Raw genomic sequence first — 26,339 nt, forward strand, 5'->3', positions numbered from 1 at the left:
GCGGGATCGGGCAAATCGGGCGTGTGGTGGAGGCAGGGCTTCGGAGGGTCAGCTGACGCCGGCTTCGCGCATGTCGCGGACTTCGCGTTTGAGCTCTTTGAGCTCGTCGCGGAGGCGGGCGGCGACTTCGAACTGGAGGTCGGCGGCGGCTTGGTGCATTTGGGCGGTGAGGGACTCGATGAGGGCTTCGAGCTGGGCGCGGGGCATCTCGCCGGCGATGGTTTTGGCGTGCTGGCCGGCGGACTTGGAGGAGAGGCCGGGGACGGGGGCCTTGCCTCGGGACTGCTGGCGCCCGGCGCCGCCGAGGAGCTGCTCGGTGTCGGCGCTTTCGCGGGCGAGCTGGTCGAGGATGTCGGCGATCTTCTTCCGGAGGGGTTGGGGGTCGATGCCGTTGGCCTGGTTGTAGGCGACCTGCTTGTCGCGGCGGCGGTTGGTCTCGTCGATGGCGCGCTGCATGGAGGGGGTGACGGTGTCGGCGTACATATGGACCTGGCCGGAGACGTTTCGGGCGGCCCGGCCGATGGTCTGGATCAAGGAGGTCTCGGAGCGGAGGAAGCCCTCCTTGTCGGCGTCGAGGATGGCGACGAGGGAGACCTCGGGCAGGTCGAGGCCCTCCCGGAGGAGGTTGATGCCGACGAGGACGTCGAACTCGCCCATGCGCAGCTCGCGCAGGAGCTCGATGCGGCGCAGGGTGTCGACCTCGCTGTGGAGGTAGCGGACGCGGATGCCGTTCTCCAGGAGGTAGTCGGTGAGGTCCTCGGCCATCTTCTTGGTCAAGGTGGTGACGAGGACACGCTCGTCCTTCTCGGTCCGGACCCGGATCTCGTGCATGAGGTCGTCGATCTGGCCCTTGGTGGCCTTGACGACGATCTCGGGGTCGACGAGGCCGGTGGGGCGGATGACCTGCTCGACGACCTCGCCCTTGGCGCGGCCCAGCTCGTAGGGGCCGGGCGTGGCCGACAGGTAGACGGTCTGGCCGATGCGGTCGAGGAACTCCTCCCATTTGAGCGGGCGGTTGTCCATGGCCGAGGGCAGGCGGAAGCCGTGGTCGACGAGGGTGCGTTTGCGCGAGGCGTCGCCTTCGTACATCGCGCCGATCTGGGGGACGCTCTGGTGGGACTCGTCGAGCACCAGGAGGAAGTCTTCGGGGAAGTAGTCGAGGAGGGTGTGCGGGGCGGACCCGGCGGGGCGGCCGTCGATGTGGCGCGAGTAGTTCTCGATGCCGGAGGCCGTGCCGACCTGGCGCATCATCTCGATGTCGTAGGTGGTGCGCATGCGCAGCCGCTGCGCCTCAAGGAGCTTGCCCTGGCGCTCGAACTCGGCGAGGCGCTCCTCCAGCTCGGCCTCGATGTCGCGGACGGCGCGCTCCATGCGCTCGGGGCCGGCCACGTAGTGGGAGGCGGGGAAGATGTAGAGCTCTTCGTCCTCGGTGACGACCTCGCCCGTCAGGGGGTGGAGCGTGGCGAGTTTCTCGATCTCATCGCCGAACATCTCGATGCGGACGGCGAGCTCCTCGTATTGCGGGATGACCTCGATCGTGTCGCCCCTCACCCGGAACGTGCCGCGCGTGAAGGCGAGGTCGTTGCGGGCGTATTGCATGTCGACGAGCCTGCGCAGCAGCGCGTCGCGCTCGATCTCCTGGCCGACCTTGAGCCTGACCATGCGGTCGACGTATTCCTGCGGGGTGCCGAGGCCGTAGATGCACGACACCGAGGCCACCACGATCGTGTCGCGGCGCGTCAACAGCGAGTTGGTCGCCGAATGGCGGAGCCGGTCGACCTCGTCGTTGATCGAGGAGTCCTTCTCGATGTAGGTGTCGGTCTGCGGGACGTATGCCTCGGGCTGGTAGTAGTCGTAGTAGGAGACGAAGTATTCGACCGCGTTGTTGGGCATCATCTCCCGCAGCTCGTTGGCGAACTGCGCGGCCAGCGTCTTGTTGGGCTGCATCACCAGCGCCGGGCGCTGCAGGCGCTCGATCAACCAGGCCACGGTGGCCGTCTTGCCGGTGCCGGTGGCACCGAGCAGCACCGTGTCCTTCTCCCCCGCCAGAACGCGCCGCTCCAGATCGGCGATGGCCGTCGGCTGGTCGCCGGACGGGGTCATCTCTGTGATCACCTCGAAGGGTGCCACCTTGCGCTGCAAGTCAGTAACCGGCCTCACCCGACCCACTGTAGGCGGCCCCACCGACATTCCACGCCGCCCTCCCCCGCCGGGCCTCCCCGGCCCGCCGCACGAGCCCTCCCGCCCGCACGCCACGGCCGTGCGCCGGGGTGCCGGGGAGGCGGAGAGGCGGGAAACGCTGCGTTCGCCCCGCCGTACGAGGACCGGACATCAACTGTTCGTTAAGCCCTCCGCAAGCGAATTGCCCTTGACTGGCCTCTATGTAAGGAATGCACCACAAGGGGTGCTTCATCACGGACTGTGATGTCGGGCCGATCACTCCCGACCTTCCGATTCGCACCGGCCGCGATGATCACAGGTCAGCACCCCCATCACCCCGACCACCTCGACTCGCCGCCCCGACCTTATGGACACAGACCGTGAACGCGGTCTATAACCCAGATCACGGGCAACGAACCTCAAGGTGATCCTTTAATACCGGCACTCCACCCGCGAAACCCAGTCAGCATCACAAATGGGATGAACGCCCCCTCCCAATGCCAGACCATGACAGTTGGGAACGACACCCCCATCTCACCCGTTGTACCCGACATCCGCTGTCCAACGAAGTCACTACCTTTACTGGGAGATTCCCGCATGGTGTTCCGCAAGCTGATGGCCGCGTTCGGCGCAGGCGTCGAAGTCGACACAGTGCTCGCCAACTCCAACGTCCGCCCCGGCGAGGTCCTGCGGGGTCAGGTCAACTTCCGCGGAGGCGGCTCGGACCACAAGGTCGAAGGCATCTACATCGACTTCACCGCCGTCGTCGAGGTCGAGAGCGGCGACAGCGAGTACAACGCGACCTACAGTTTCCTCCGCCGGCAGGTGGCCGGACCGTTCCAGCTCGCCAAGGGCGCGACCCACTCGGTGCCGCTGGAGATCCCCGTGCCGTGGGAGACGCCGATCAGCGCGATCGGCGGCCACCCGCTGCGCGGCATGCGCCTCGGCGTCGCCACCGAGCTGGCCCTCGCGGGCGCGATGGACAAGGGCGACCTGGACCCGCTGTTCGTCAACCCGCTCCCGGCCCAGGAGCACCTGATCGCGGCCCTCGACCGGGCCGGTTTCCGCTTCAAGAAGGCCGACCTGGAGCGCGGCACGCTGCGCGGCTCGCAGATGCCGTTCTACCAGGAGATCGAGTACTACGCGGGCCACGAGTGGTCGCGCCACTTCAACGAGCTGGAGCTGACCTTCATCGCGGGCCCGACCCAGATGGACGTCATCCTGGAGGCCGACAAGCGCGGCGGTTTCCTCAGCTCCAGCCACGACACCTACAACCGTTTCACGGTGAGGTACTCCGACCATCCCGGGGCGGCCGAGCAGGCGCTGCACGACGGCCTGCGCGCCATGGCGCAGCGCCGCGGCTGGTTCTAGGTCCAGGTTCCAGGCCCTCGACGCCGCATTCGTACGGCCGTGGCCCGCCCGCCCAGCGCGCGGGCCACGGCGCCACCGCTCCGCCGCGCGGGCCACACCGCCCCCGCCGGTGCGCCTTTAAACGTTATTGCGCTGGTTGCCGCAGCTCATGCCCTTAAAGGCGGTTTTCTCCTCCCACTTCGGTAGGTGTTCCGGTCCTCTAGAGATCTGGCCGAAGGATGACCTCCTCGCTACCATGACGGCGGGCGGTTCTGATCACCAAAGTTGATCAACGAACGCGGGGATGGGCATGCGGCGGTTCATCACGAAGATCTCGGCGTTCGCGGCCTGGGCGGGGAAGAACGCCGACGGAGCCATCGCGCTGATCCTCGCGATCGTGGTCGGCGTGCTCGGCATCCTGCCCGACGACCAGGTGCCCGACGCCCTCCAGAACCAGCTCATCAGCGGGGCCACCCTGGTGATCCTGGCGCTCGTCGCCACCGCCCTGATCCGCGACCGGTCCCGGCAGGAGCCACTGGAGAAGGCGTTCAGCACCGGCGCCCTCGCCGAGCTGCCCGAGCGGCTGGGCCGGCTGGAACGACTGGAGAGCCTGGTCGAGGGCACGCGCCGAGCCCTGGACGACGCGGCGCTGGTGCGGGTGCTGGGCAGTTCGAACGAGATCACCACCGCCCTCGCGAAAGCCCGCCAGGACGCCGGCCGGTGGTCGTTCAAGGGCGGCACCGGAACCTACATCAGGGCCGTCACCCTGCCGGAGTGCGTGGCCGCCGCCCGCAGGGACAAGCGCCACCTCGCGGTCACGTTGGAGATCATCGACCCGTCCGACGTCGAGGTGTGCGAGTCGTACGCGCACTACCGCCGGTCGCTGTCGGACCACCCGGACGGCACGGGCGAGGTGTGGACGACCGACCGGGCGCGGAAGGAGTCCTACGCGACGGTGCTGGCGGCGTTCTGGCACCGCCAGCGCTACGGGCTGCTCGACATCGCCGTGGGGCTGTCGTCCACCATGACGACCTTCCGCTGGGACCTGTCGAGCCATTCGCTCGTCATGACCGTCGAGGATCCGAACCGCGCCATGTTCGCCCTGGCCGGGACGTTCTACTACGAGTGCAGCGACACGGAGTTACGCACGAGCCTGGAGCAGGCCCGCCGGGTGCCGATGGAGCGCTACCGGTCCGTTCCGCTCAGCAACGAGCCGACGATCGAGGAGGTCCTCGAACTCTTCGAGCGGGTCGGCCTCCCCCTCCCCAAGTCGTACACCGATCACGACGTGGTCTCCATCACGCGCAAGGCCCTGAGGGCGAAGGACCCTTACGGGCAGGTCCCGCCATGACCTATCCGAAGGACTACCCAGGTGTGGTGGACGCCCTGCGGGCCGGCGGGGCGGAGCCGTTCGCCCTGGCGGTGCTGGACTCCCTGGTCTTCGGGCTGTCCCCGCTGGTCGCGGTGCGCCACCCGCTGGGGTTCCTGTGCCTGCCGGTGGTGCGCGACGGGGAGTACGGCGTGTGCCTCCACATCTGGTCGGCGGCCTTCCCGATGGCCGAGCCGACGACCTCGCGGATCCACTGCCACAGCTGGGACCTCACCAGCCATGTGCTGTACGGCCACGTGGGCAACGAGCTGGCCGAGGTGCGCGACGCCGACCTGGACCCGACGCACCGGGTGCTGGAGGTCGTCAGCGGCGCCGACGGCGACCGTATACGCCCCACGGCGAGGACAGTGCGATTGCGCCGCGGGGCATCGGAATTGTGGGGGCCCGGTGACACGTACGCGCTGCCCGCCGGGGTATTCCACAGCAGTGTGATCCCCGAGGGCGGGGAAGCAGCGACGGTGGCCCTCGGCCGTACGATCCCCGGATCGGGCGACCTGTCGCTCGGACCGCTCGACGCCGCACCACACCACGTCAGAAGGACGCTGTGCGACGCCGCGGAGACCGCGCGCGCCGCACATCTGGCGCACGGCCTGCTGGCCCGCGCCCGGCCTCCGACGTGATCCGTCCCACCGACCCCGACCGGCGAGCGCCCGCACGCGGATCGCCGTGATTGAGGAGGACCCGTTGAATCTCGATCACGCCAGGAATGTGGCCGTGGAGGCGTCGGAGGCAGCGGGCGCGCTGCTGCGCGAAGGCCTCAGCGCGGCCGTGAACGTCCACGCCAAGGGCGACGCGGGCGATGTGGTCACCGATCTGGACCTCGCCGCGGAGAAGGTGCTGCTGGACCGGGTCCTCACGGAGTTCCCCGACCACACGGTGGTGGCGGAGGAGTCCGGCACGCTCGGGAGCGCCGAGAGCCGGTACTCGTGGCTGATCGACCCGCTGGACGGCACCAACAACCTGGCCATCGGCCTGCCGGCGTTCGTGGTGGGCCTGGCGCTATGCGAGGACGGGCTCCCTGTGGTCGGCGTGGTCCACGAGCCGGTAACGGGGCACACGTGGTCGGCCGTGCGCGGTGGCGGTACGGCGGGGCCGTCGGGGCCGGTGGCTCCGCCGTACCGGCCGCCGGCGCACGGGCCGGTGCTGGCCTGGACGCAGGGGTACGGCGTGGCCAGGGACGACCCGGCGGCGCGGGCGCTCAAACTGACGTTGGAGACGCGGGCCAGACGGGTGTTGCAGCTGTGGGCGCCGCTACTGTCGTGGGTGATGCTGGCGCGGGGCGACATCCACGGCATCGTGGGTTATCGGACTGAAACGGTGGACCTGCACGCGGGGGTGCTCATCGCGCAGGAGGCGGGGATGACCGTGCGGGCGCTCGACGGCGGGCCGTTCGACGGCACGGCGCCGGCGGGCGAGGAGGGCAGCAGCTTCGTCGCCTGCCATCCGGCGATGCTCGACGAGCTGCTGCGCGCGGCGGCGGACGCGGCCCGCGTGCGGGCGGCGTTCCCCTCGTTCGCCGGTCTTTGAACCAGCCGGTGAACGTCAGCCGGTGAGCGTCAGCGCCGCGACGGAGGCGGCCACCCCGAGTACGGCGAGGCCCGCGCCGGTCAGCGTGAACTTCACGAGCGGCACCGCGACCTGCTGCCTGCGGCACCATTCGAACCACAGCAGCGTCGCCAGCGAGGCCCACGGGGTGATCAGCGGCCCGACGTTGGTGCCGATGAGCAGCGCCAGAAGCTGATCGCCGCCGTCGACCGGGATGACCTCCTCCCCCGCTGCGTAGGCGGGAAGGTTGTTGATCAGGTTGGACAGGGCCGCCCCGGCGAGGGCGGCCCTGTGCTCGCCCTGTCCGACGAGGCCGGCGATCACGCTGCCGAGCCCCTGCTCCACCAGGGTCGGCACCACCAGGAACAGACCGGAGACGAACACCACGAGCTGCCACGGGATGAGGCTCCAGGTGAGTTTCGCCCGGTCCCGTACGGCGAAGGCCAGCGCGACGACCGCCGCCGCGGCGGGCGCGGCGATCCACACCTCGACCTCGGCCACGAGGGCGGCGATGAACAGCAGGCAGGCGGCGCCCGCGATGAGGAACAGCGGCCGGTCCCTGATCGGCTGGGGGGCCGGGGGCGTGTAGGCCGCGGCGCCGCGCGCCGAGCGGCGCCAGTAGAACACCCACAGGAAGACCATGGTCACGCCGATCGCGGCGAGTTGGGGCGCCCACATGCGGGCGGCGAAGTCGCGGGTGGACAGGCCGATGCGCTCCATCGCGAGCAGGTTGGTCAGGTTGGACACCGGCAGGAGCAGGCTGGCGGTGTTGGCGAGCCAGACCGTGGTCATGGCCAGGGGCAGGGGGGCGATCCCGGCTCGGTGGGCGAGGGCCAGCACGACGGGGGTGAGGAGGACGGCGGTCGTATCGAGGTTCAGGAAGATCGTGACAAGCGACGCGAAAGCCGTACAGAGCAGGAACAGGGCGAGGTAGTTGCCGCGCCCGGCGACGGCGACGCGCTCGGCGATGGCGTCGAAGACCTGGGCCTCCTTGGCCAGCTCGGCCAGGATGATCACCGCGACGAGGAACACCAGCAGCGGACCGATCCTGCCCAGGCTGTCCACGGCCTTCCCGACGGGGAGAAGACCCGTGGCCACACACGCCACGCCCACCGCCAGCAGACCGATCCTGACCCGGTCGAGTACGCTCAGCCGCACACCGGGAATGATCGCACAACGGTTCAGACAAGCATCTCCAAACCTTGAGACTCAGCGGCCATACTTGAGGCCGCTTCGGGCAGGGGGAGTTGATCGCATGGCGGACCGCACTTCCACGGCAATCGACATCTTCATCAGCTATTCGCCCGCGGACGAGGCGTGGGCGACGTGGATCGCCTGGGAGCTGGAGTCCGCCGGATACCGCACGATGATCCAGGCGTGGGACTTCGTGCCCGGCACCAACTTCATCGACTTCATGGACCGGGGTGTCCGCGAGGCGGCCGTCGTGGTGGCGGTGCTGTCGGACAACTACCTCCAGTCGCGCTACGGGCGGATGGAATGGCAGGCCGCGATGCGCGCCAGCCCCGACGACCCGTCGAAGAAACTGGTCACGGTCCGCCTCGCGGAATGCAGGCTGGAAGGGCTGCTGGCCACGATCACCTGGGTGGACCTCGCCGGGGTGAACGACCAGGAGCGGGCGAGGGCGCTGCTGCTCACCCGCATCGCCGAGACCGTCGCCGGACGCGCCAAGCCCGCCGACCGTCCGAACTTCCCGCCCGACCCGCCGGGCCCGGCCGACCCCGACCCGGCCGGTCCCGGCGTGTCGCCCGGGGCTCCCGTGGCGCTGCCCCGCGTCCCCCGCCCGCGCGCAGAGGCGCGTTCGCTCCGCGGCCGGATCACCCGGCCCGCCTTCCCCGCGGCGCGGGCCGCGGACACCCCGCGCGAGCGGGTCACGGTGCTGCGCGTCGGCGGACCCCGCTTCGGACGGGCGCTCGCCGAGGCCGACGAGCCGCTCACCCCCGAAGAGCTCCAGTCGCGGATCTGGGCGGATCTGACGCGCATGAGCGACGGCGGCATGCCGCGCCCCGACCTGCTGCTGGTGACCGGCGACCTCACCGAGTCCGGCACGCTCCGCCAGTTCGGGCAGGCGACGACGTTCCTGTCCGGGATGCGCATGCTGGTGGGGCTTGAGCAGCACCGGGTGGTCGTGGTGCCGGGGCCGCGGGACGTGACGAAGGCCGCGTGCCGGGCCTACTTCAACGACTGCGAGGCCGACGACATCCGCCCGCAACCGCCGTACTGGCCCAAGTGGCGGCTCTTCGCCGGGATGTTCGGCGAGATCTACCAGGGGGTGGAGGGCGCGGTCTTCGACGCGGCCCAGCCGTGGACCCTGTTCACGGTGCCCGACCTGCGCCTGGTCGTGGCGGGCCTCAACACCACGATGGCGATGAGCCACCGCGAGGAGGACCGCTACGGCCACGTGGGCGAGGCGCAGGCGGCGTGGTTCGCCGAACGGCTGCGCGCCTACGAGCGCGGACGCTGGCTGCGGCTCGGCATGATGGGGCACGCCCCGGGCGACGTGCGTGACGCCTCCGCGCTGGACCGGCTGCTCGGCCACCGGCTGAGCCTGCTCGCGCACGGCGACGGACCGGCGCGCGACGCCCAGCCGCTCTGGGTGCCCGCGCCCGGCCCCGGCCGGCACCAGGTCATCGAGATCACCCCCGACGGGATGCGGCTGTGGACGCCTGAGGCCCCGCCGCGGCGCACCGCGCACCGGTGGCCGGACGCCGAGGGCACCTTCGCGGTGCCCGAGCCGGCGAACGGGGAGCCGCCGCGCGAGGAGGCCGCGCCCGCCGAGCACGCGGCGGCGCCGACACCTGCCGAGCTGCTGCTCGACCGGATCGCCGAGGTCTGCGAGGCCCGGCACGACCAGGTCAGGATCCGCCGTGTCGACCTGAACCCGCCGCATCTGATCGTGACCTACCACGAGGACGGCTTCGTACGGCAATCGCGCATCGGCGCCCACGCCGGCGAGGTGAGCGCCGACTCCGTGGCCGACTTCCTGCGCCACGTCCACGCGGCCGGCCCCGGGCAGACCGTCGAACTCGTCTACGAGGGCCCGCCGCCGGCGCGGGCGCTGCGCGACGAGCTGTTCCGGCGCGGCGTACGGCTGCGCAGCTTCACCGAATTCCAGGGGCTGCTGGACCTGTCGGCCTACGTCGCCGACCAGACCACGCGCATCCTGGCCGACCGGCGCTACCAGCGGAGCCTGTACGTCCCGCAGCGCTACCGGGAGCTCGACCGCGCGGGCCAGGGGGTCAAGGAGGGGCTCACCGACGAGCTGATGCGGCTGATCGGGGGCGAGCACGGGCGGTTCGTGCTGCTCCTCGGTGACTTCGGCCACGGCAAGAGCTTCGCGCTGCGCGAGGTGGCGCGGCGCATCCCCGGCGAGTTACCGCAGCTCATCCCGATCCTCATCGAGCTGCGGATGCTCGACAAGGCCCATTCGGTGGACGGTCTCGTCGCGGCCCACCTCGCCGACCACGGCGAGGACGTGATCGACCTGAAGGCGTTCCACTACCTGCTGCGCCAGGGCAGGGTCGTCCTGCTGTTCGACGGGTTCGACGAGCTCGTGGCCCGTGTGACCTACGAGCGGGCCACCGACCATCTGGAGACGCTTCTTCAGGCGTCCCAGCACAAGGCCAAGATCGTGGTCGCGAGCCGTACCCAGCATTTCACCTCGCAGAGCCAGGTGCTGACCGCGCTGGGCGAGAGGGTGGGGGCGCTGCCGCTGCGCCGAGTCCTCGGCCTGGCCGGGTTCAGCGGCGAGCAGATCCGGTCCTACCTGGTGAACCGCTACGCCGACGAGGAGGCCGCGGAGGCCAGGCTGTCGCTGATGAGCGGCATCGAGGATCTGATCGGCCTGGCCGGCAACCCGCGCATGCTCAGCTTCATCGCCGACCTGCCCGACCAGAGCCTGCGGACCGTCGTCGGCGCGCGCGGCGCCGTCAGCGCGGCCCGCCTCTACGAGGAGATCCTCGGCGCCTGGCTGTCCTTCGAGGAGCACCGCACCCGCGGCGTGCCCGGCACGCCCGGCGGCCTGCGCCTGCCGGAGCTGTGGCGGGCGGTGACGGTGCTCGCGCTGCGCCTGTGGGAGACCGGCGAGTCCTACCTGCGGCTCGCCGAGCTCACCGAGGTGGCCGAGGCCCTCGCCGACCTGGCCGACGGGCAGCTCTCGGTGCAGCAGGCAGCGCACGCGGTCGGCACCGGCAGCCTGCTCGTGCGCACCGACGAGGGCCTGTTCGGGTTCATCCACTCGTCGGTCATGGAGTGGCTCGTGGCGCGGCACATCGCCGAGATCATCGACGACCCGCTCCCCCTCACCCGGCGGCCCCTGTCGCAGCTCACCGTCGAGTTCCTGTGCGACCTGACCGACGTGGCCGCCTGCCGCGCCTGGGCCGAGAGCATCCTCGTACGCCAGGGGGCCGACGACGTCTCCCGCACCAACGCGCTCAAGATCACCACCAGGTTGCGCACGTCCGCCAGGGCCGACCTGCGCGGAGCCGACCTCAGCGGGCAGGACCTGTCGGGCCGCGACTTCCGCGAAGTGGACCTCACCGGCGCCGACCTCACCGGCGCCACGCTCGTCGGCACCGACCTGCACCGCGCGACCCTGCGCGACGCCCGCCTCGTCGGCGCCAGACTCGACGAGGCCCGCCTCGCCGGGGCCGACCTGACCGGGGCCGACCTCAGGCGGGCCAGGCTCGTACGGACCGACCTGCGCGACGTGGCGCTCGACGACAGCCGCTGGCACCGCGCCGCCCTCATCGACACCACCGGCAGCCTCCCCGACGTGCCCGAGCTGCGCGGCGCAGCCATCACCCCCAGGCAGCCCGTCGAGATCCAGCTCGCCCCGGCCGCGCTGGGCGTGCCGTACGGCTACCACTTCCAGACGAGCCGACTGCCCGACCCGATCGCGTACTCGCCGGACGGAGACCTGCTGGCCGTCGGGGGCGAGGACGGCTCGGTGCTGATCTGCGACAGCGGCAGCGGGCAGCCGGTGCGCACCCTCGGCGGCCACCGCGGGCGGGCCTACGCCATCGTGTTCAGCCGCGACGGCGAACTGCTGGCCTCCGGCGCGAGCGACGGCACCGTGCGCGTCTGGAACCCGTATACCGGCGAACAGCTCCACGAGCTCGCCGTACACCCCAACGGGGTGTGGCCCCTCCTCATCAGCCCCGACGGCGGCCTGATCGCCGCCGGAGGCGGCGACGGCACGGTGCGCCTGTACGGCACCGCCGACGGACGCCTGGCGCACGAGCTCACCGGGCACGACGCGCCGCTCTACGCCGCCGCCTTCGACGCCGCGGGCAGCACCCTGGTCATCGGCGACGCCCACGCCGCGCTGCGCGTCTGGGACACCGCCACCGGAAGCATCCGGCACACCCTGACCGATGGCGCGAGCGGCGCCGTCTACCGGGCCGTCCACAGTCCGGACGGCACCCTGCTCGCCACCGGGCACAAGGACGGCGGCGTACGCGTCTGGGACGCCCACACCGGCGCCCTGCTGCGCCTCCTGCGCGGCCACACCACCCGCGTCTACGCCGTCAACTTCTCCCCCGACGGGCGGGTCCTCGCCACCGGCGACATCTCCGGCGTGCTGCGCCTGTGGGACCCGGCCACCGGGCGGCCCCGAGGCGCCCCGACCGGCCACCGCTCGGCGATCTACCAGGTCACGTTCAGCCCCGACGGCGCCCTGATGGCCAGCGCCGACGCGGCGGGATCCGTCCAGATCCGCGACACGGACACGTGGTCGCGCCGGCGCGACCTCACCGGGCATCGAGGCGCGGTGTGGCCGTTCGCCTTCCGCCCCGACGGGCGTCAGCTCGCCACGGCCAGCAACGACGGCACCGCCCGGCTGTGGGACCCCGCCACCGGCCAGTGCCGGCGCCTCCTGCGCGGCCACGGCAGGCGCGTCTCGGCCGTCCGCTTCAGCGCCGACGGCAGCATGCTGGCCACGTGCGGCAACGACGGCGTGGTGCGGGTCTGGGACCCGCGCACCTGCCGCATGCTGCGCCCGTTCACCGGTTTCGCCGACCGGCTCATCTCCGCCGTGTTCAGCCCCGCCGGCCCGGTGCTCGCGACCGCCAGCAACGACGGCGGCGTGCATTTCTGGAACGCCGCCGGCGGCGGCTACGAGCGCGAGATGAACGTCGAGACCGACCACGTGTGGGCCGAGGCGTTCAGCCCCGACGGCGACTACCTCGCCACCGCCAACGACGACGACAGCGTCCGCATCTGGTCCCACGCCACCGGCCGCCTCATCGCCGACCTCGCCGACCACCGGGGCCGCGTCCGGTCCATCGCCTTCAGCCCCGACGGCATGCACGTCGCGACCGGGTGCGACGACCGGCTCGTCCGCATCTGGCATGTCCATCGGGGCGGCCTCGTCGCCACATTCCAGGGCCATGAGGACCGCGTGTACGCGGTGGCGTTCGACCCGGAGGGGACGCGGCTGCTGAGCGCCGGCAACGACGGGCGGGCCATCGTGTGGGGGCTGTCGCCGTACACGGGCACCCCGGACCGCCCGGAGGGCCTGTCGCGGCTGGCGGGCCCCGGCGTGGCGTTGCCCGGCCGGGGCGAGTCCGCGGTCCTCAAGCACGTGTCGGGCTCCCGCGTCTACCCCGCGACGGTGCTGACGCACCCGTCGGGCCGCCTCTGGACCACCGCGTGGTCCCCCGACGGCCTGACCGTCGCCACCGCGGGCGACGACCTCGCCATCCGCCTCTGGGACGCCGGCACCGGCGCCCTCCGCCACACCCTCCACGGCCACACCCGCCGCGTCTGGTCGGTCGCCTTCTCCCCCGACGGCTCCCTCCTTGCGAGCTCGGGCGACGACGGCACCGCGATCCTGTGGAACGTCGCCGGGGTCCCCGGACGGCACGCCACCCTCCTCGGGCTCCCCGAGGGGTGGGCCGCCCTCGCCCCCGATGGGCGCTACAAGTACGAAGGGGATGTCAGCGGCCAGTTCTGGCACGCAGTCGGCATGTGCAGGTTCGAGCTCGGGGAGCTGGACTCCTACCTTCCCGGCGTGCGCCGTATGCCGCTGGAGGCGGAGTTCTGAGCGCGGGCCCCGGGGACGGTCTCTGGGGATTCACCGGCCTTCTAGGCAATTCATCGCGTTGCGCGCACACTCACAGAAAGACTCACCATCGCGATTCAGCGGGAGTTGATCGTGAACGACCAAGGCGGCGGCTGTTTAGGGTTCATCCTGTTTCTTCTGTTTATGGGGTTCGTTGTCTGGAGTCACATCAGTTACGACAATGAGCAGGATGAATGCTTGAAGCTGTCCGGTGTCCAGCGGTCAGAGTGCCTGGAGCGCCTGCCGGACCCCGCCGTCCCTTGACCACCGGGCCGTCCGTCAGGCCGACTGGGCGGCCTTGCGGGCTTGGAGGGCCTGCCAGAGGGCGGTGATGTGGGCGTCGAGGGCGTCGAGGGGGCCGTCGTTGGGGATCACCAGGTCGGCCGCGGCGAGGCGGGCCTCGCGGCTGGCCTGGGCGGCGAGGCGGGCACGCGCGTCGACTTCGGACATGCCCCGATTTTTCATGAGACGTTCGATGCGGACGCCGTCCGGGGCGTCGACCACGACCACCACCTCGTATAGCGGGGCCAGGCCGTTCTCCACCAGCAGCGGCACGTCGTAGACCATGATCGAGTCCGCCGGGGCCGCGTCCTGCAACTCGGCCGCCCGCTTCCCCACCAGCGGGTGCACGATCCCGTTGAGCGCCGCCAGCCTGCCCGAGTCCGCGAACACGATCGACCCCAGCAGCTCCCGGTTGAGCGTGCCGTCCTCCCGGAGCACCTCCGGCCCGAACTCCGCCACCACGGCGGCGAGCCCCGCCGTACCCGGCTCCACCACCTCGCGAGCGATCTTGTCCGCGTCCACCACCACGGCCCCCAGGGCCGCCAGCCGCCGCGAGACCTCGCTCTTGCCCGACCCGATCCCACCGGTAAGCGCAACCTTCAACACGCTCGGCAGCATACGTCCTCCCGTGGCCTGGGCGGCGGCCGAGATCTCCGGGGGCGCGGGCCGCGTATGATGACCGGACCGGAAAAGCGCCACGTCGACAGGCGTCCGATTCCTCCCCCGCCTGAAGGCGGGGGTCTCCTCGGAGGTTCCTGATGACCGTTCTCGACGTTCTCTCCACCCACGGGGCACGCAACGACATCCTCGTCGTCGAGCTGCCCCAGGGCCTTGCGCTCGACGCCGACCTCAGCCGGGCCGTGCGCAGCCTCTGCGACCGGACGGGGCCCCTCGGCGCGGACGGCGTCTACTTCGTGGACCGAGTGACGGACACGCCCGAAGCGGTGTTCTACAACCCCGACGGCTCCAAGGCCAGTCTGTGCGGCAACGGCATGCGGTGCCTCGGCCGCTACATCCTCGAACGGCGCGGCCAGGACTCCGCGGTCGTCCACACCGGCCCCTACAGGTTCCGGATCGACCGCGCCCCCGACAGCCACGGCGTGCGCCAGATCGCCGTCTCCCTGCCGCCCGTGGCGTTCCGCGTGGACACCCCGATCGTGGCCGGCGCCCACGAATGGTTCGACGAGGCCGTTCCCGCGCTGGGGTCACCGCTCCGGTTCACCGCGCTGGCGGTGCCCAACTCGCACCTGATCGCCATCGTCGACCGCTACGACGAGAAGGAGCTGATCTCGGTGGGCCGCCGGGTCGAGGCCCTCACGGAGACCTTCCCCATCGGGGCCAACGTCTCCTTCGTCCAGCCCCTGAGCAACAACGAGATCTTCGTCAGCACCTTCGAACGCGGCGTCGGCCTCACCCTCTCCTGCGGCTCCGGCGTCATCGCCTCCTCGGCCGTCTACGCCCGCCTCGCCGGCCTCCCCACCGCCACCGCCCTCACCGTGCGCAACCCCGGCGGACGCAGCACCGCCACCTTCCACGAGGAGTCGGGCCGGCTGGTCCCCACCCTCCAGGGCAACGCGACCTTCGTCTCCAGCAGCACCGTCAACCTGGAAGACGCCATCGCCGGCCCCGGCTTCGAGGTGCACACCGAGCGGTTCCCCGAAGAGGTCGCCGCCTACACCGTCCTCGATCAGGCCAACCGCACCCGCCTCGCCGAACTCGGCGTGGTGCTGTAACCGACGTTGTGAAGGAGCACCAACCGTACGTTCCTCCAAGGACGCACAGCAGTACCCTTCCTACGCCAACTCTCGAACGAGAGCTTTCCAACTACAAAAGCCATGAGCGCCCGACTCCGCCGAACCCATAGAGCTCGCAACAAGACCTTGTAATTGATGCATCACCAGGCGCGACCTGGCTGGCAGGTCACTCTTTGCGAGGGCTTAACCACTCGACTGTAGATCGTGGACGACAACCTGTGGGCCCTGATCGAACCTCTGCTGCCTATTCGGACTGGTCCCCCGGTCCTGTTCATGTCGCGAAAGGACTAACCGAATCCCGGCGGTCTGGGTCGGCTGCGGTATGTCGTCGAACAGACCTCGGGCCTTGTTACACCGGTTCAAGCGGCTCGCCGTCTGCTAAGAGAGCCGTCTCGAACTTCATCACGCCTTCGTCTCCCTGGCGTGCGGTCTGATCTGTTGGCAGCGGCTCACGAAGGACCTTGGCGAGGGAGTCCTTGAACTGGGATCCCTTTTATGTAGATGCCGTTCGCCCCAGCCCGAGACCATAGACTTCTAACTTAAAGCGTAAGAAATACTAGAGGGGTGCATTTGTGTACCCCTCTAGATCCACTCTATCCCTGATCAGGAATGCATATGCACAGCGAAATTTTCATGCACTACGCATCTCTGCTCAACTCGTATCCCATCGAGCTAGGGGCGTGTTGGGCTGTGATTAGAAGCGATCTAAACTCGGTCACAGTCGACGAGCTTGCAAGTCGTCTTGGTCGCAATATCGGAGATCTTCAGCCCCAAGCGCTCGACGATTGGCCGGAGGTTTCTGAAATGCCGATTCACTTCATCACTTCCAGATCTGCCCTAATGACCATCGAACCTCTTGGCTCACTATTTACCGCTCCAGCCATATTGGAGCGCTTAAGCATAGGCGCCCAGATCTGGAGCGTGTCCTGGAATGAGTCTCTGAAGGGACAGCTCTGCTATGCACGCGATGGCCACTGCCTTGCAATCCATGACTTCCTTCACGCCACTTGGGCACATGGCCCCGAGGCTGAGATCTTCAACGACCACCGTGAATTTCTCTCACTACATATGCCTTGGGATGAGGATGACGAGGAAGATGACTACCGCTATGAGCAGGCACTTATCCACTGGTGGGCCGCAGGCATGACTGCCATAGAGTTGACTAGCGGCGTCAGGCTGGAGAAACAATTTCTCCGTGGACCGCTCCCCACCCTTCTGCTCGACGAAGAATCCCTAAGGCCCACTGCCAAGAAAGAGGATTGGTGATATATAAGGTGAATGACTTCGGCGGAATGTCTTCGGCACTGGGTTTCCGCCGGTCGACCGGTAGAAGACCGATAATAGGCACTATCAGACCTACGACGAAAAGGAGCTGATCTCGGTGGGCCGCCGGGTCGAGGCCCTCACGGAGACCTTCCCCCATCGGCGCCAACGTCTCCTTCGTCCAGCCGTGAGCAACAACGAGATCTTCGTCACGGCACGGGCAGCAGTGTAGTCATGCATCTGATCGCGGTGGTCTTGCCCGCGCCGTTCGGCCCGAGCAGGCCGAACACCTCCCCCGCGGCGACCGACAGACTCACGCCGTTCACGGCGGTCGTGCGCCCGAAGGCGTAGCGCAGTCCCGCGCAGGTGACGGCGTCAACTGTGTCCGTCGCCATATTCGTCGCCGTGTTCGTCACCGTGTTCGTCACCGTGCTCCCCTTCTTCGCAGAGGCTCTGCGCGAGTCGGCGCAGTGCCGGGAGTGCGGCGGCCAGGGCTTCCTGGTCGTCCTGGTGGAGATGTGCCACGTACCGGTTGATGAGTGCGGCGCGGCGCTCCTGCCACTCGCGGAGCCTGGCTTCGGCCTCGCCGGTGAGGTGGAGCATCGCCGTACGGCGGTCGCCGGGTGCGGTGGCCCTGCGCAGCAGTCCGGCCGACACGAGCTGGTTGACCAGGGTGGACACTGTGTTGTCGGCCAGGTGGAGCTCTCTGGCCGCCGCCGACACGCCGATCCCGGGGTTGGCCGCGACCAGCCGCAGCAGTTCGACATGGGAGATCGGCAGCCTTGGCCCCGCTATGCACTCGCGCAACCTGCGTCTGACCAGGCGGTGGACACCGGCCAGGACATCCGCCAGGGCGCCCGGATCGCCAATAACGCCCATATCAGGACATATTACCTCTCAGGCAGAGCTACCCAAAAATGTCTCCCTGCGTGGGTATGAAGGCATACATCCAAGCTCAGGGGGCGAGTCATGGCCAAGCGCACGGTGGCGGAGCAGTTCGTCGATCTCATCGTCCGCGCAGGTGCCCGAAGGATCTACGGGGTGGTGGGCGACAGCCTGAACCCGGTGGTCGACGCGGTGCGGCGCAACAGCGCGATCGAGTGGATCCAGGTGCGGCACGAGGAGGCGGCGGCGTTCGCGGCGGGTGCGGAGGCGCAGCTCACGGGGCGGCTGGCGGTGTGCGCGGGATCATGCGGGCCGGGCAACATGCACTTGATCAACGGGCTGTACGACGCCCACCGCTCGATGGCGCCAGTGCTCGCCCTGGCCGCGCACATCCCCAGCGCCCAGATCGGGACAGGGTATTTCCAGGAGACGCATCCGGACCGGCTGTTCGAGGAGTGCAGCCACTACTCCGAGCTGATCTCGACACCGGAGCAGATGCCGCGGGTGGTGCAGACGGCCATCCAGCACGCGGTCGGGCGGCGCGGCGTGTCGGTGGTGTCGCTGCCGGGCGACGTGGCCGGGAAGGACGCCCCGGAGAGGTCCGCGGAGCTCGCGATGGTGCCGGAGACACCATCCATCCGGCCCGGCGACCAGGAGATCGCGCGGCTGGTGGAACTGATCGACGACTCGGAGAAGGTGACGCTTTTCTGCGGCCGGGGCGTGGCGGGGGCTCACTCCGAGGTGATGGCGTTCGCCGAGAAGCTCAAGGCCCCGGTGGGACACGCGCTGCGGGGCAAGGAGCACATTCAATACGACAACCCCTATGACGTGGGCATGTCGGGAATGCTGGGGTACGGCGCGGCCTACGAGGCCATGCATGAATGCGATCTGCTGATCCTGCTCGGCACGGACTTTCCGTACACGGAGTTCCTGCCGAGGGACGTGCGGATCGCGCAGGTCGATGTGGAGCCCGAACGGCTCGGGCGGCGCGCGAAACTGGACCTCGCAGTCTGGGGGGACGTGCGGGAGACGCTGCGGTGCCTGACCCCGCAGGTCAAGGAGAAGACCTCGCGCCGGTTCCTGGACCGGATGCTGAAAAAGCACTTGGACGCGCTGGAGAACGTGGTCAGCGCCTACACGAGAAACGTGGAGAAGCACACGCCGATCCATCCGGAATATGTCGCGTCCATTCTCGACGAGGAGGCGGGGGCCGACGCGGTGTTCACGGTCGACACCGGCATGTGCAACGTCTGGGCGGCACGCTATCTCACCCCGAACGGCAAGCGCCGGGTCATCGGATCGTTCGTGCACGGATCGATGGCCAACGCGCTGCCGCAGGCCATCGGCGCGCAGTTCCTGGATCGGGAGCGACAGGTGGTGTCGCTGTCGGGAGACGGAGGGTTTTCCATGCTGATGGGGGACTTCCTGACCTTGGTGCAGTACGACCTGCCGGTGAAGGTCGTGGTGTTCAACAACTCCTCGCTGGCGATGGTGGACCTGGAGATGATGGTCGACGGGCTGCCTCCACACGGCACCACCTACCCGCACACCGACTACGCCGCCATCGCCGCGGCGGCCAGGGCCCTCGGCATCCGGGTGGAGAAGCCGGGGGACGTGCGGGCGGCGCTGCGGAAGGCGTTCGACCACCGCGGCCCGGTGCTGGTGGACGTCGTCACCGACCCCCACGCCCTCTCCATCCCGCCGAAGATCACCGCCGAACAGGTCACGGGCTTCGCGCTGTCGGCGAGCCGTACGGTCTTCAACGGCGGAGTGGGAAGGATGGTGCAGATGGCCCGGTCGAACCTGCGCAACATCCCCCGGCCATAACCGCGGGCCTCGGGCCTCAACCCGTGGGTTCGAACGGGTTGAGCACCGAGACGCCCGTCCCGGCGAAGTCCTGCATGTTGCGCGTGACCAACGTCCACCCGTGGACTCTCGCCGTGGCCGCGAGGAGCCCGTCGATCGCCGGAAGGGGCCGCAGGGCGTTGAGGCGGCCCCACTCCTCCGCGATCGCCGAGGTGACCGGGACGATGCGGTCGCCGAAATGGCGCCGGAGGTTGTGCAGCCAGCGTTCCAGTGTGGCCGCCTGGACCGAGTCGCGGCTCCGGCAGAGCTCGACCCCGCACCGGATCTCGCCGACGGTCAGACTGCTGAGGTAAAGCGTCGGGCCGTGAGCCGCGCCGATCCAGGCTTTGACCCGCGCGCTGCCGTTGCGTCGGCGAACCTCGGAGACGACGTTGGTGTCGAGCAGGAAACCCGTGCCCATCAGTCGAACGCGATCTCGCGTGGGAGGTCCTTGCTCCTCGGGAACTCGACGTCGTCTCCCCAGTCCGGATCAGCGAGCAGGAAGTCGGAGAAGTCAGGGGAACGATGGCTGAGGCGGCGATATTCGTCGATGTCCACGATCACCGCGATCTTCTCACCGTGCCTGGTCACGACCTGGGGCCCCTCGGCGGCCACGCGCCGGAGAACCTCGCTGAAACGCTGCTTCGCCTCCTGCACCTGCCACTCGGTCATCCTCGCCACCCCCAGCCGCGGCTCTGTCTAGTCTGTCCAGACCCAGCGTAGCCGATCGCGGCCCGGGTCGCCCGCGGGCGACCCGGGGCGTCAGCAGTCACAGCGGCGCCGGGGCTTGCGGTCCGTCCACTCCCGCTTCTCGTGGACGGCAGTGCTCATCACCGTCGCCTCGGGGATTCCGGCGATGGTCTTGGGCGACGTGCTCACCTCCGCCAGGACAGGCCGGTTTTCGGGGTGGGAACGTCTCGTTGGGCGAGCGGTACGAATCCGTTGGGGCCGGGGCCACCGTGGCCTACGGGTTACCGGCGCGAGCATCGACCATGACGGAGGAACGCGTGGATTCACCGGGGCGGACGCCGTGCGGCGGTTCTGTCGGGGGGAGCCTCTAGGGTGGGCCGTATGGCTCGGGCGAACGACGAGGCGGCGGCGGCGCTGACGGAATACGCGGATCTGTTCGCGTTGACCGGCGGCGACGCGTTCCGGGTGCGCAGCTACCAGAAGGCGGCCAAGGCGATCGCGGGGTTCCCCGAGGACATCGCCCACGCCGACGTGCGGCGGGTGCCCGGCGTGGGCGAGGCGATCGCGAAGAAGGTCGAGGAGTTCTTGTCGCGCGGGAGCTTCCGGCAGCTCGACGATCTGCGGGCGCGGGTGCCCGACGGGGTGCTGCGGCTGACGCGCGTTCCGACGCTCGGGCCGAAGACGGCGATGTTCCTCTACCAGGAGCTCGGCATCGACTCTCCGGCGGCGCTGGCGGCGGCGATCTCGGCGGGGCGGCTCGCGGGCGTGAAGGGGTTCGGGCCGAAGACCGAGGCCAACCTGCTCAAGGGCATCGAGCAGATGGAGCAGTCGGCGCGGCGGGTGCACATCGGTGTGGCGATGGCGCTGGCCGAGCGGATCATGGGCTCGCTGCCGGTCGAGCGCATCGCCTACGCGGGGTCGCTGCGGCGGATGCGGGACACGATCGGTGATGTGGATCTGCTGACGGTGGCGCCGCCGTCGGTGATGGAGGAGTTCCGGCGGCAGCCGTACGTCGCGGAGGTGATCGCGGCGGGCGACAAGAAGACGTCGGTCCGCACGACCGGCGGTGTCCAGGTCGATCTGCGGCGGGTGCCGGCGGAGTCGTGGGGTGCGGCCCTGCAATATTTCACGGGGAGCAAGGAGCACAACGTCCGCATCCGCGAGATCGCCGTGAAGAAGGGGTGGAAGCTCTCCGAATACGGGCTGTTCGAGGGCGAGCGGGTGATCGCGGCCGAGAGCGAGGAGGACATCTACCACGCGCTCGGCATGCAGTGGGTGCCGCCGCCGCTGCGCGAGGGCGGCGGGGAGGTGTCCGCGGCGCTCAAGGGTGAGCTGCCGGAGTTGGTGACGCTGGAAGATCTGCAGGGCGACCTGCACACGCACACCACGCTGACCGACGGCATCGCCTCGCTGGAGGACATGGTGGCGGCGGCGAGCGCGCGCGGCTACGCCTACTACGCGGTGACCGATCACGCGCCGGATCTGGTGATGCAGCGGATGACGCTGGAGAAGGCGCTGGCCCAGCGCGCCCGGCTGTCTCGGCTGCAACTCGACTATCCGAACATGCGGCTGCTGCACGGCACCGAGCTCAACATCGGCCCCGACGGCTCGGTCGACTGGCCGCTCGACGTGCTCGACGGCTTCGACGTGCGGGTGGCGAGCGTCCATTCGCACTTCACCCAGTCCCGCGAGGAGATGACGCGCCGTTTCATCGCCGCGTGCGAGAACCCCGGCGTGCAGATCATCGGCCACCCCACCACGCGCAAGATCGGCAAGCGCGGCCCGGTGGACGCCGACTGGGAGGCGGTGTTCCGGGTGGCGGCGCGCACGGGCACCGCGATGGAGATCGACTCCTACCCCGACCGCTCCGACCTGCCCGACGACCTCGTCCGGCTCGCTCGCCACCACGGGGTGAAGTTCTCGATCGACAGCGATTCGCACGCGATCCCCCACCTGGCCCATCAGCGCTTCGGGGTGGGCATCGCGCAGCGCGCCGGGCTCACGACCCACGACGTGATCAACACCTGGCCTCTCGACCGGCTGTTGGAGTTCCTCAAGCGGTGAACCGCGCGGTCGGGTCAACGGTTCGTCATCGGATTTTGGCCGCGTCGGTGTGGCCATGGCGCTGGATTAGATGGTTTCCTGGTAGGAATTAGATGAATCCATAGCCCGAACCCCGAGGTGGCCGTATGGATCTCGATGATCTGACCAGCGAAGCGGTATACGACCAGGTGCGGATGGAGGGCTGGCTCAGGGCGCGCAACGCGGGCCCGGGGAGGCCGTGCCCTCTCGGTGACGTCGCCCCGCTGATCGTCCCGCTCGTGCGGAGGCGGCCACGGCGGTCCGCTCCCGCCTCCCCCATCGTCAAACCGCTGCCGCCCGAGCTCTTCACCCGGCACGGGAGCTGCGCGGAGATGCGCTGGGAGTCCATGCTCGGCCAGGGCTACCACGTGCCGAACGACAGGTTCTTCGTGCGCAACCACACGTCCACACCCCTCATCGACCCGGGCACCTGGCGCTTGCGCCTGCACGGCGACGGCCTGCGGCTGCCGCGGGAGTTCACCTACGCCGAGCTGCGGGCGATGCCCAGCACGACCCTCGACGCGGCGATCGAGTGCGCCGGCAACGGCAGGGCGTTCTTCGCGACCCAGCAGAACCAGGACGTGCGGGGCACCCCGTGGCGGCTCGGCGGGATCGGTGTGGCCCGGTGGCGGGGGGTGCGGCTCGCCGAACTCCTGGAACGTGCCGGGCTGACACCCGAGGCGGTGGACGTCATGCCGCGCGGGCTCGACCCGGAATACGTCGAGGAGGGTGCGAACCTGGGCCGGGTGCGGCGCCCGCTCCCCGTGGCCAAGGCGGTCAAGGACGTGCTGGTGGCCTACGACATGAACGACGAGCCGCTGCCGCCCGACCACGGCTTCCCCGCGCGCCTGGTGGTGCCGGGCTGGAGCGGGATCTCGTCCATCAAGTGGGTGGGGGACGTCGAGGTGTCGACGACGCCGCTGCTGTCGCCGTGGAGCACCAGGTTCTACCGGATGTTCGGCCCCGATTTCCCGCCCGAGGGCGGCAAGCCGGTGACGAGCCAGGTGGTGAAGAGCGCGTTCGAGCTGCCGTGGGACGCCACCTTCAGGGCGGGTCGGCGCTATGTCCTGCGCGGGCGGTCGTGGTCGGGGAACGGCCATATCGGGCGGGTGGAGGTGAGCACCGACGGCGGGTTGACGTGGCGGCGGGCGCTGATGCACGGGCCGCGGCTGGCCCCGGCGTGGGCGCGCTGGCATGCGGAGTGGTCGCCGACGAGGCCGGGGCCGTACGTCTTGATGGCCCGGGCGGTGGACGAGCACGGACGCGGACAACCGGACGTCTCCGTGTACAACACGCACGGCTATCTTTTCGACGCTGTCGTACGGCACCCGGTGACCGTCACCCGGTGGTAATGAACCCTCACACATACCGGAATATCGCGCCCACCGAGGAATCTCCGGCTTTCCGATGGATATTAAGGTGGGCGCCAGCACCGTGATGTTGCGGGCCTCCAGGTATCGGTTACCGGGATTTCATCGGAAAGACCAACCCGGCGACTCGGACGAAACATTACAGAAACCCACGAACGTGATGATGGGCTGAGTTATCACGCCCATCTCCGCTAGGAGGCCCCGACGATGCGCCAGTTGACGGCACTCGACGCGCAGTTCCTCCACGCCGAATCCCCGACGACGGCGGTCCACGTCGCCGGGCTCGCGATCCTGGACCCCTCGACCTGCCGCACGGGCACAGGCCCAGGCCCAGGCACAGGCACTGTCACCCGCGACGGCCTGATCGCGCTGCTGCGCCAGCGCGTCCACCTGTCCCCGGCGCTCTGCATGCGCCTCGCCGACGTGCCGCTGTCACTCGACCACCCCTACTGGGTGCACGACACCGAGCTCGACGTCGCCGCGCACGTCTACGAGAGCACGCTGCCCGCCCCCGGCGGGCAGCGTGAGCTGGCCGACCTGGTCGCTCAGATCCACGAGCGGCGGCTGGACCGCAGCCGGCCCCTGTGGGAGATCCACCTGATCCACGGCCTGGCCGGGGGACGCGTCGCCGTCTACACCAAGGTGCACCACAGCGTGATCGACGGGGTCACGGGGGCCGAGACGCTGGCAGCCCTGCTCGACCTGTCACCGAAGCCGCGCACCGTCGACCCGCCGGGACCGCCGGAGGCCCCCGAGGCCGAGCCCGACCGGGTCGCCATGCTGGCCGAGGCGGTGGTCCGCACCGCGACCCACCCGGTGCGCGCGCTGCGCTCACTCACCCGCGCCGCCGCGGACCTCGACGCGATCCCGCTCGCCTCATCACTGCCGGGTGCGCGCTTCATCGCCCGCGCCACGCGGCTACTGTCGGGCCACGACCGCGAGGTGCCCGAACTGCCGGACCTGAGCGCCCCGCGCACCCCGCTCGACGGGGTCATCAGCGGCGAACGCCGCTTCTCGTACGGTTCGCTCCCCCTGGCGGAGGTCAAACGGGTGGCGAAGGCGTTCGGGCTGAGCGTCAACGACGTCGTCATGACCCTGTGCTCGTCGGCGCTGCGCGCCTGGCTGCGCGACCGCGACGCCCTCCCCGACCAGCCGCTCATCGCCGCTGTGCCGGTGGCCGTACGCAAGGCGGCGTGCGACGACGCGGTCGGGAACAGCCTCTCGGCGATGATCACGCCGCTGGCGACCGACGTCGCCTGCCCGCGCGAGCGCCTCGCCGCGGTGGGCGAGAACATGCGTACGGCGAAGCGCAGGTTCGCCACCGCTCCCGCGACATGGCTGAGCGAGCTGACCGCGCTGCTGCCCGCGCCCATCCTCAACCTCGCCACGCCGGCGATGTTCCGGCTGGCCGCCTCGGCCGCCCCGGCGGTCAACCTGATCGTGTCCAATGTGCCGGGGCCGCAGTTCCCGCTCTACCTGTGCGGGGCGAGGGTGCTGGCCTACCACCCGATCTCGGCCTTGAGCGATGTCACGGGCGGGGTGAACATCACCTGTTTCTCCTACAACGGTTCGCTCGACTTCGGGGTGCTGGCCTGCCCGACGCGGATGGACGACGTGTGGGAGCTGCTGGCGCATCTGCGGGACGCCATGGAGGAGCTCAGCGCCCTGGTGCCGGTCGCCGTTCCCGTGTCCGAGCCGACTGCGGCGCAACCGACAGCGCAACCGACGGTGCAACCCGCAGTGCAACCGACGGCGCGGCCGTCGGCGCCTGAGCCGAGCGTGCCGCAGCCCGTGGCGCAGCGGCACACCCCGGTGCGGCCCGTCCCCGACGTGGTCGGGACGCCGGTCCCGGTGGGCGCCACGCCGCTGCCGCTGGACGTGCCGGACCTCTCCGAACTGTCCGACCTGCGGGAGCCCGTCCCGGCCTGACCTATCTCCGACCCTCCGACCCTCCGGCGCGTCCGTCGCCGAGGAACGGCCGGGTGCGGAGGCGGATCACGCAAGCCCGGGTCCCCGGCACCGTCCATCGGCCGGGGGCCCGCCGGGGGGCACGGGCTCAGACCAGGGCCATGGCGATCAGTTCGGCCACCGCGTCCGGGTCGATCTGGTGGCCGGTGAGCTGGCAGAGGTTCTCCTGATACAGCAGCACGGCCGCGAAGGTGGCGGCCGCGGCCTCCAGCCGGGCGGCGTCGCCCCGGCGTGTCGGCAGGGCCAGTTCCAGCGCGAACCTGGCCCGGCGGATCAGCTCCCCGTTGAGGCGGCCGAGGCGCTCCCGGACCGACCCGTGGGTGTCGGCCTCACGGAACAGGATGCGGCGCATCGCCGGGGATGCGCGGAGCGGGAGTCTTCGGGCGAGTCTCGACAGCGTGCCCGCGGCGTCGCCGGGGACGGCCTCGACCTCCGGCGCCTCCACCACGAGCGTCCGCTCGTCGATCAAGGTGATGAGAACGTCGATCTTCTTCGGGAAGTAGTGGAAGAGCAGGCCCTTGGGCACACCCGCCGTCCTGGCGATCTGCGCGGTGGGAGTGGCATCGTACCCCCCTCCGGCGAACAGCTCTTCGGCGGCGTCGAGGATGCGCGTACGCGCACCCGGCACGGCCGGTTCACCACTGTTTGACCATTGAACGCTTCCGCGATCCCTC

General features: G+C 69.8%; 20 protein-coding genes. 12 read left to right on the forward strand and 8 right to left on the reverse strand.

The window, feature by feature from the left end; translation table 11 throughout:
- Positions 1-48: 48 nt before the first annotated feature.
- A complete protein-coding gene (gene uvrB / locus BLQ73_RS00865; protein WP_093167202.1) occupies positions 49-2,160 on the reverse strand; it encodes an excinuclease ABC subunit UvrB in 2,112 nt (703 codons plus the stop codon).
- Positions 2,161-2,757: 597 nt separating this feature from the next.
- On the opposite strand from uvrB, the gene BLQ73_RS00870 reads away from it, so the two are divergent.
- The 4 genes from BLQ73_RS00870 (at position 2,758) to BLQ73_RS00885 (ending at position 6,427) form a co-directional block, all read left to right on the forward strand.
- Positions 2,758-3,531, forward strand: coding sequence for a sporulation protein (locus BLQ73_RS00870; RefSeq protein WP_093167203.1), 774 nt, complete (start codon positions 2,758-2,760; stop codon positions 3,529-3,531).
- Between the two features lie 289 nt (positions 3,532-3,820).
- Entirely contained in the window at positions 3,821-4,861 is a 1,041-nt protein-coding gene (locus tag BLQ73_RS00875; protein ID WP_245690647.1) for a hypothetical protein, read from the forward strand.
- The gene (locus tag BLQ73_RS00880) at positions 4,858-5,520 is read left to right on the forward strand and encodes a hypothetical protein (protein WP_093167205.1); all 663 of its coding nucleotides are present in this window, start codon (positions 4,858-4,860) and stop codon (positions 5,518-5,520) included. The genes BLQ73_RS00875 and BLQ73_RS00880 overlap by 4 nt, the downstream gene beginning before the upstream one ends.
- 64 nt (positions 5,521-5,584) lie before the next feature.
- Entirely contained in the window at positions 5,585-6,427 is an 843-nt protein-coding gene (locus tag BLQ73_RS00885; protein ID WP_093167207.1) for an inositol monophosphatase family protein, read from the forward strand.
- A 15-nt stretch (positions 6,428-6,442) separates the two neighbouring features.
- On the opposite strand, the gene BLQ73_RS00890 is transcribed toward BLQ73_RS00885, so the two are convergent.
- Positions 6,443-7,603: an ArsB/NhaD family transporter gene (locus BLQ73_RS00890; protein WP_245690648.1), complete on the reverse strand. Its 1,161-nt coding sequence runs from the start codon at positions 7,601-7,603 to the stop codon at positions 6,443-6,445.
- Between the two features lie 97 nt (positions 7,604-7,700).
- On the opposite strand from BLQ73_RS00890, the gene BLQ73_RS00895 reads away from it, so the two are divergent.
- Positions 7,701-13,508, forward strand: coding sequence for a WD40 domain-containing protein (locus BLQ73_RS00895; protein WP_093167210.1), 5,808 nt, complete (start codon positions 7,701-7,703; stop codon positions 13,506-13,508).
- Positions 13,509-13,619: 111 nt separating this feature from the next.
- Positions 13,620-13,790, forward strand: a complete 171-nt coding sequence (locus BLQ73_RS32005; protein ID WP_176955205.1) for a hypothetical protein — start codon at positions 13,620-13,622, stop codon at positions 13,788-13,790.
- Between the two features lie 15 nt (positions 13,791-13,805).
- On the opposite strand, the gene coaE is transcribed toward BLQ73_RS32005, so the two are convergent.
- Positions 13,806-14,414: a dephospho-CoA kinase gene (gene coaE / locus BLQ73_RS00900; protein ID WP_093167513.1), complete on the reverse strand. Its 609-nt coding sequence runs from the start codon at positions 14,412-14,414 to the stop codon at positions 13,806-13,808.
- Positions 14,415-14,566: 152 nt separating this feature from the next.
- Between coaE and dapF the strand changes: the two genes are divergently transcribed.
- Both dapF and BLQ73_RS00910 read left to right on the forward strand, forming a co-directional pair.
- The gene (dapF, locus tag BLQ73_RS00905; protein ID WP_093167212.1) at positions 14,567-15,541 is read left to right on the forward strand and encodes a diaminopimelate epimerase; all 975 of its coding nucleotides are present in this window, start codon (positions 14,567-14,569) and stop codon (positions 15,539-15,541) included.
- A 636-nt stretch (positions 15,542-16,177) separates the two neighbouring features.
- Positions 16,178-16,828 carry a hypothetical protein gene (locus BLQ73_RS00910; protein ID WP_143020065.1) on the forward strand — a complete coding sequence of 217 codons (651 nt, stop codon included), beginning with the start codon at positions 16,178-16,180 and terminating at the stop codon, positions 16,826-16,828.
- 206 nt (positions 16,829-17,034) lie between these two features.
- Here the strand turns inward: BLQ73_RS00910 and BLQ73_RS00915 are convergent, their stop codons facing one another.
- Positions 17,035-17,220, reverse strand: coding sequence for an ATP-binding cassette domain-containing protein (locus tag BLQ73_RS00915; protein ID WP_218125567.1), 186 nt, complete (start codon positions 17,218-17,220; stop codon positions 17,035-17,037).
- Entirely contained in the window at positions 17,201-17,704 is a 504-nt protein-coding gene (locus BLQ73_RS00920) for a MarR family winged helix-turn-helix transcriptional regulator (RefSeq protein ID WP_093167216.1), read from the reverse strand. Before BLQ73_RS00920 ends, BLQ73_RS00915 begins: the two co-directional genes overlap by 20 nt.
- Positions 17,705-17,794: 90 nt before the next feature.
- On the opposite strand from BLQ73_RS00920, the gene BLQ73_RS00925 reads away from it, so the two are divergent.
- Positions 17,795-19,537: a pyruvate dehydrogenase gene (locus BLQ73_RS00925; protein WP_093167218.1), complete on the forward strand. Its 1,743-nt coding sequence runs from the start codon at positions 17,795-17,797 to the stop codon at positions 19,535-19,537.
- Between the two features lie 16 nt (positions 19,538-19,553).
- On the opposite strand, the gene BLQ73_RS00930 is transcribed toward BLQ73_RS00925, so the two are convergent.
- Entirely contained in the window at positions 19,554-19,976 is a 423-nt protein-coding gene (locus BLQ73_RS00930) for a type II toxin-antitoxin system VapC family toxin (RefSeq protein ID WP_093167220.1), read from the reverse strand.
- Complete coding sequence (locus BLQ73_RS00935; protein WP_093167222.1) at positions 19,976-20,227, reverse strand: type II toxin-antitoxin system Phd/YefM family antitoxin; 252 nt, start codon at positions 20,225-20,227, stop codon at positions 19,976-19,978. The genes BLQ73_RS00930 and BLQ73_RS00935 overlap by 1 nt, the downstream gene beginning before the upstream one ends.
- A gap of 399 nt (positions 20,228-20,626) precedes the next feature.
- Between BLQ73_RS00935 and polX the strand changes: the two genes are divergently transcribed.
- The 3 genes from polX to BLQ73_RS00950 all read left to right on the forward strand — a co-directional run bounded on the left by polX (position 20,627) and on the right by BLQ73_RS00950 (position 25,626).
- On the forward strand, positions 20,627-22,309 hold the full coding sequence (gene polX, locus BLQ73_RS00940; RefSeq protein ID WP_093167224.1) for a DNA polymerase/3'-5' exonuclease PolX: 1,683 nt from the start codon (positions 20,627-20,629) through the stop codon (positions 22,307-22,309).
- Between the two features lie 125 nt (positions 22,310-22,434).
- A complete protein-coding gene (locus tag BLQ73_RS00945; protein WP_093167225.1) occupies positions 22,435-23,679 on the forward strand; it encodes a sulfite oxidase in 1,245 nt (414 codons plus the stop codon).
- 225 nt (positions 23,680-23,904) lie between these two features.
- On the forward strand, positions 23,905-25,626 hold the full coding sequence (locus BLQ73_RS00950) for a wax ester/triacylglycerol synthase family O-acyltransferase (RefSeq protein ID WP_093167227.1): 1,722 nt from the start codon (positions 23,905-23,907) through the stop codon (positions 25,624-25,626).
- A gap of 127 nt (positions 25,627-25,753) precedes the next feature.
- On the opposite strand, the gene BLQ73_RS00955 is transcribed toward BLQ73_RS00950, so the two are convergent.
- Positions 25,754-26,293, reverse strand: a complete 540-nt coding sequence (locus BLQ73_RS00955; protein ID WP_245690649.1) for a TetR/AcrR family transcriptional regulator — start codon at positions 26,291-26,293, stop codon at positions 25,754-25,756.
- Between the last annotated feature and the right edge of the window lie 46 nt (positions 26,294-26,339).

Source organism: Sinosporangium album (assembly GCF_900100605.1).
Classification (GTDB): Bacteria; Actinomycetota; Actinomycetes; order Streptosporangiales; family Streptosporangiaceae; genus Sinosporangium; species Sinosporangium album.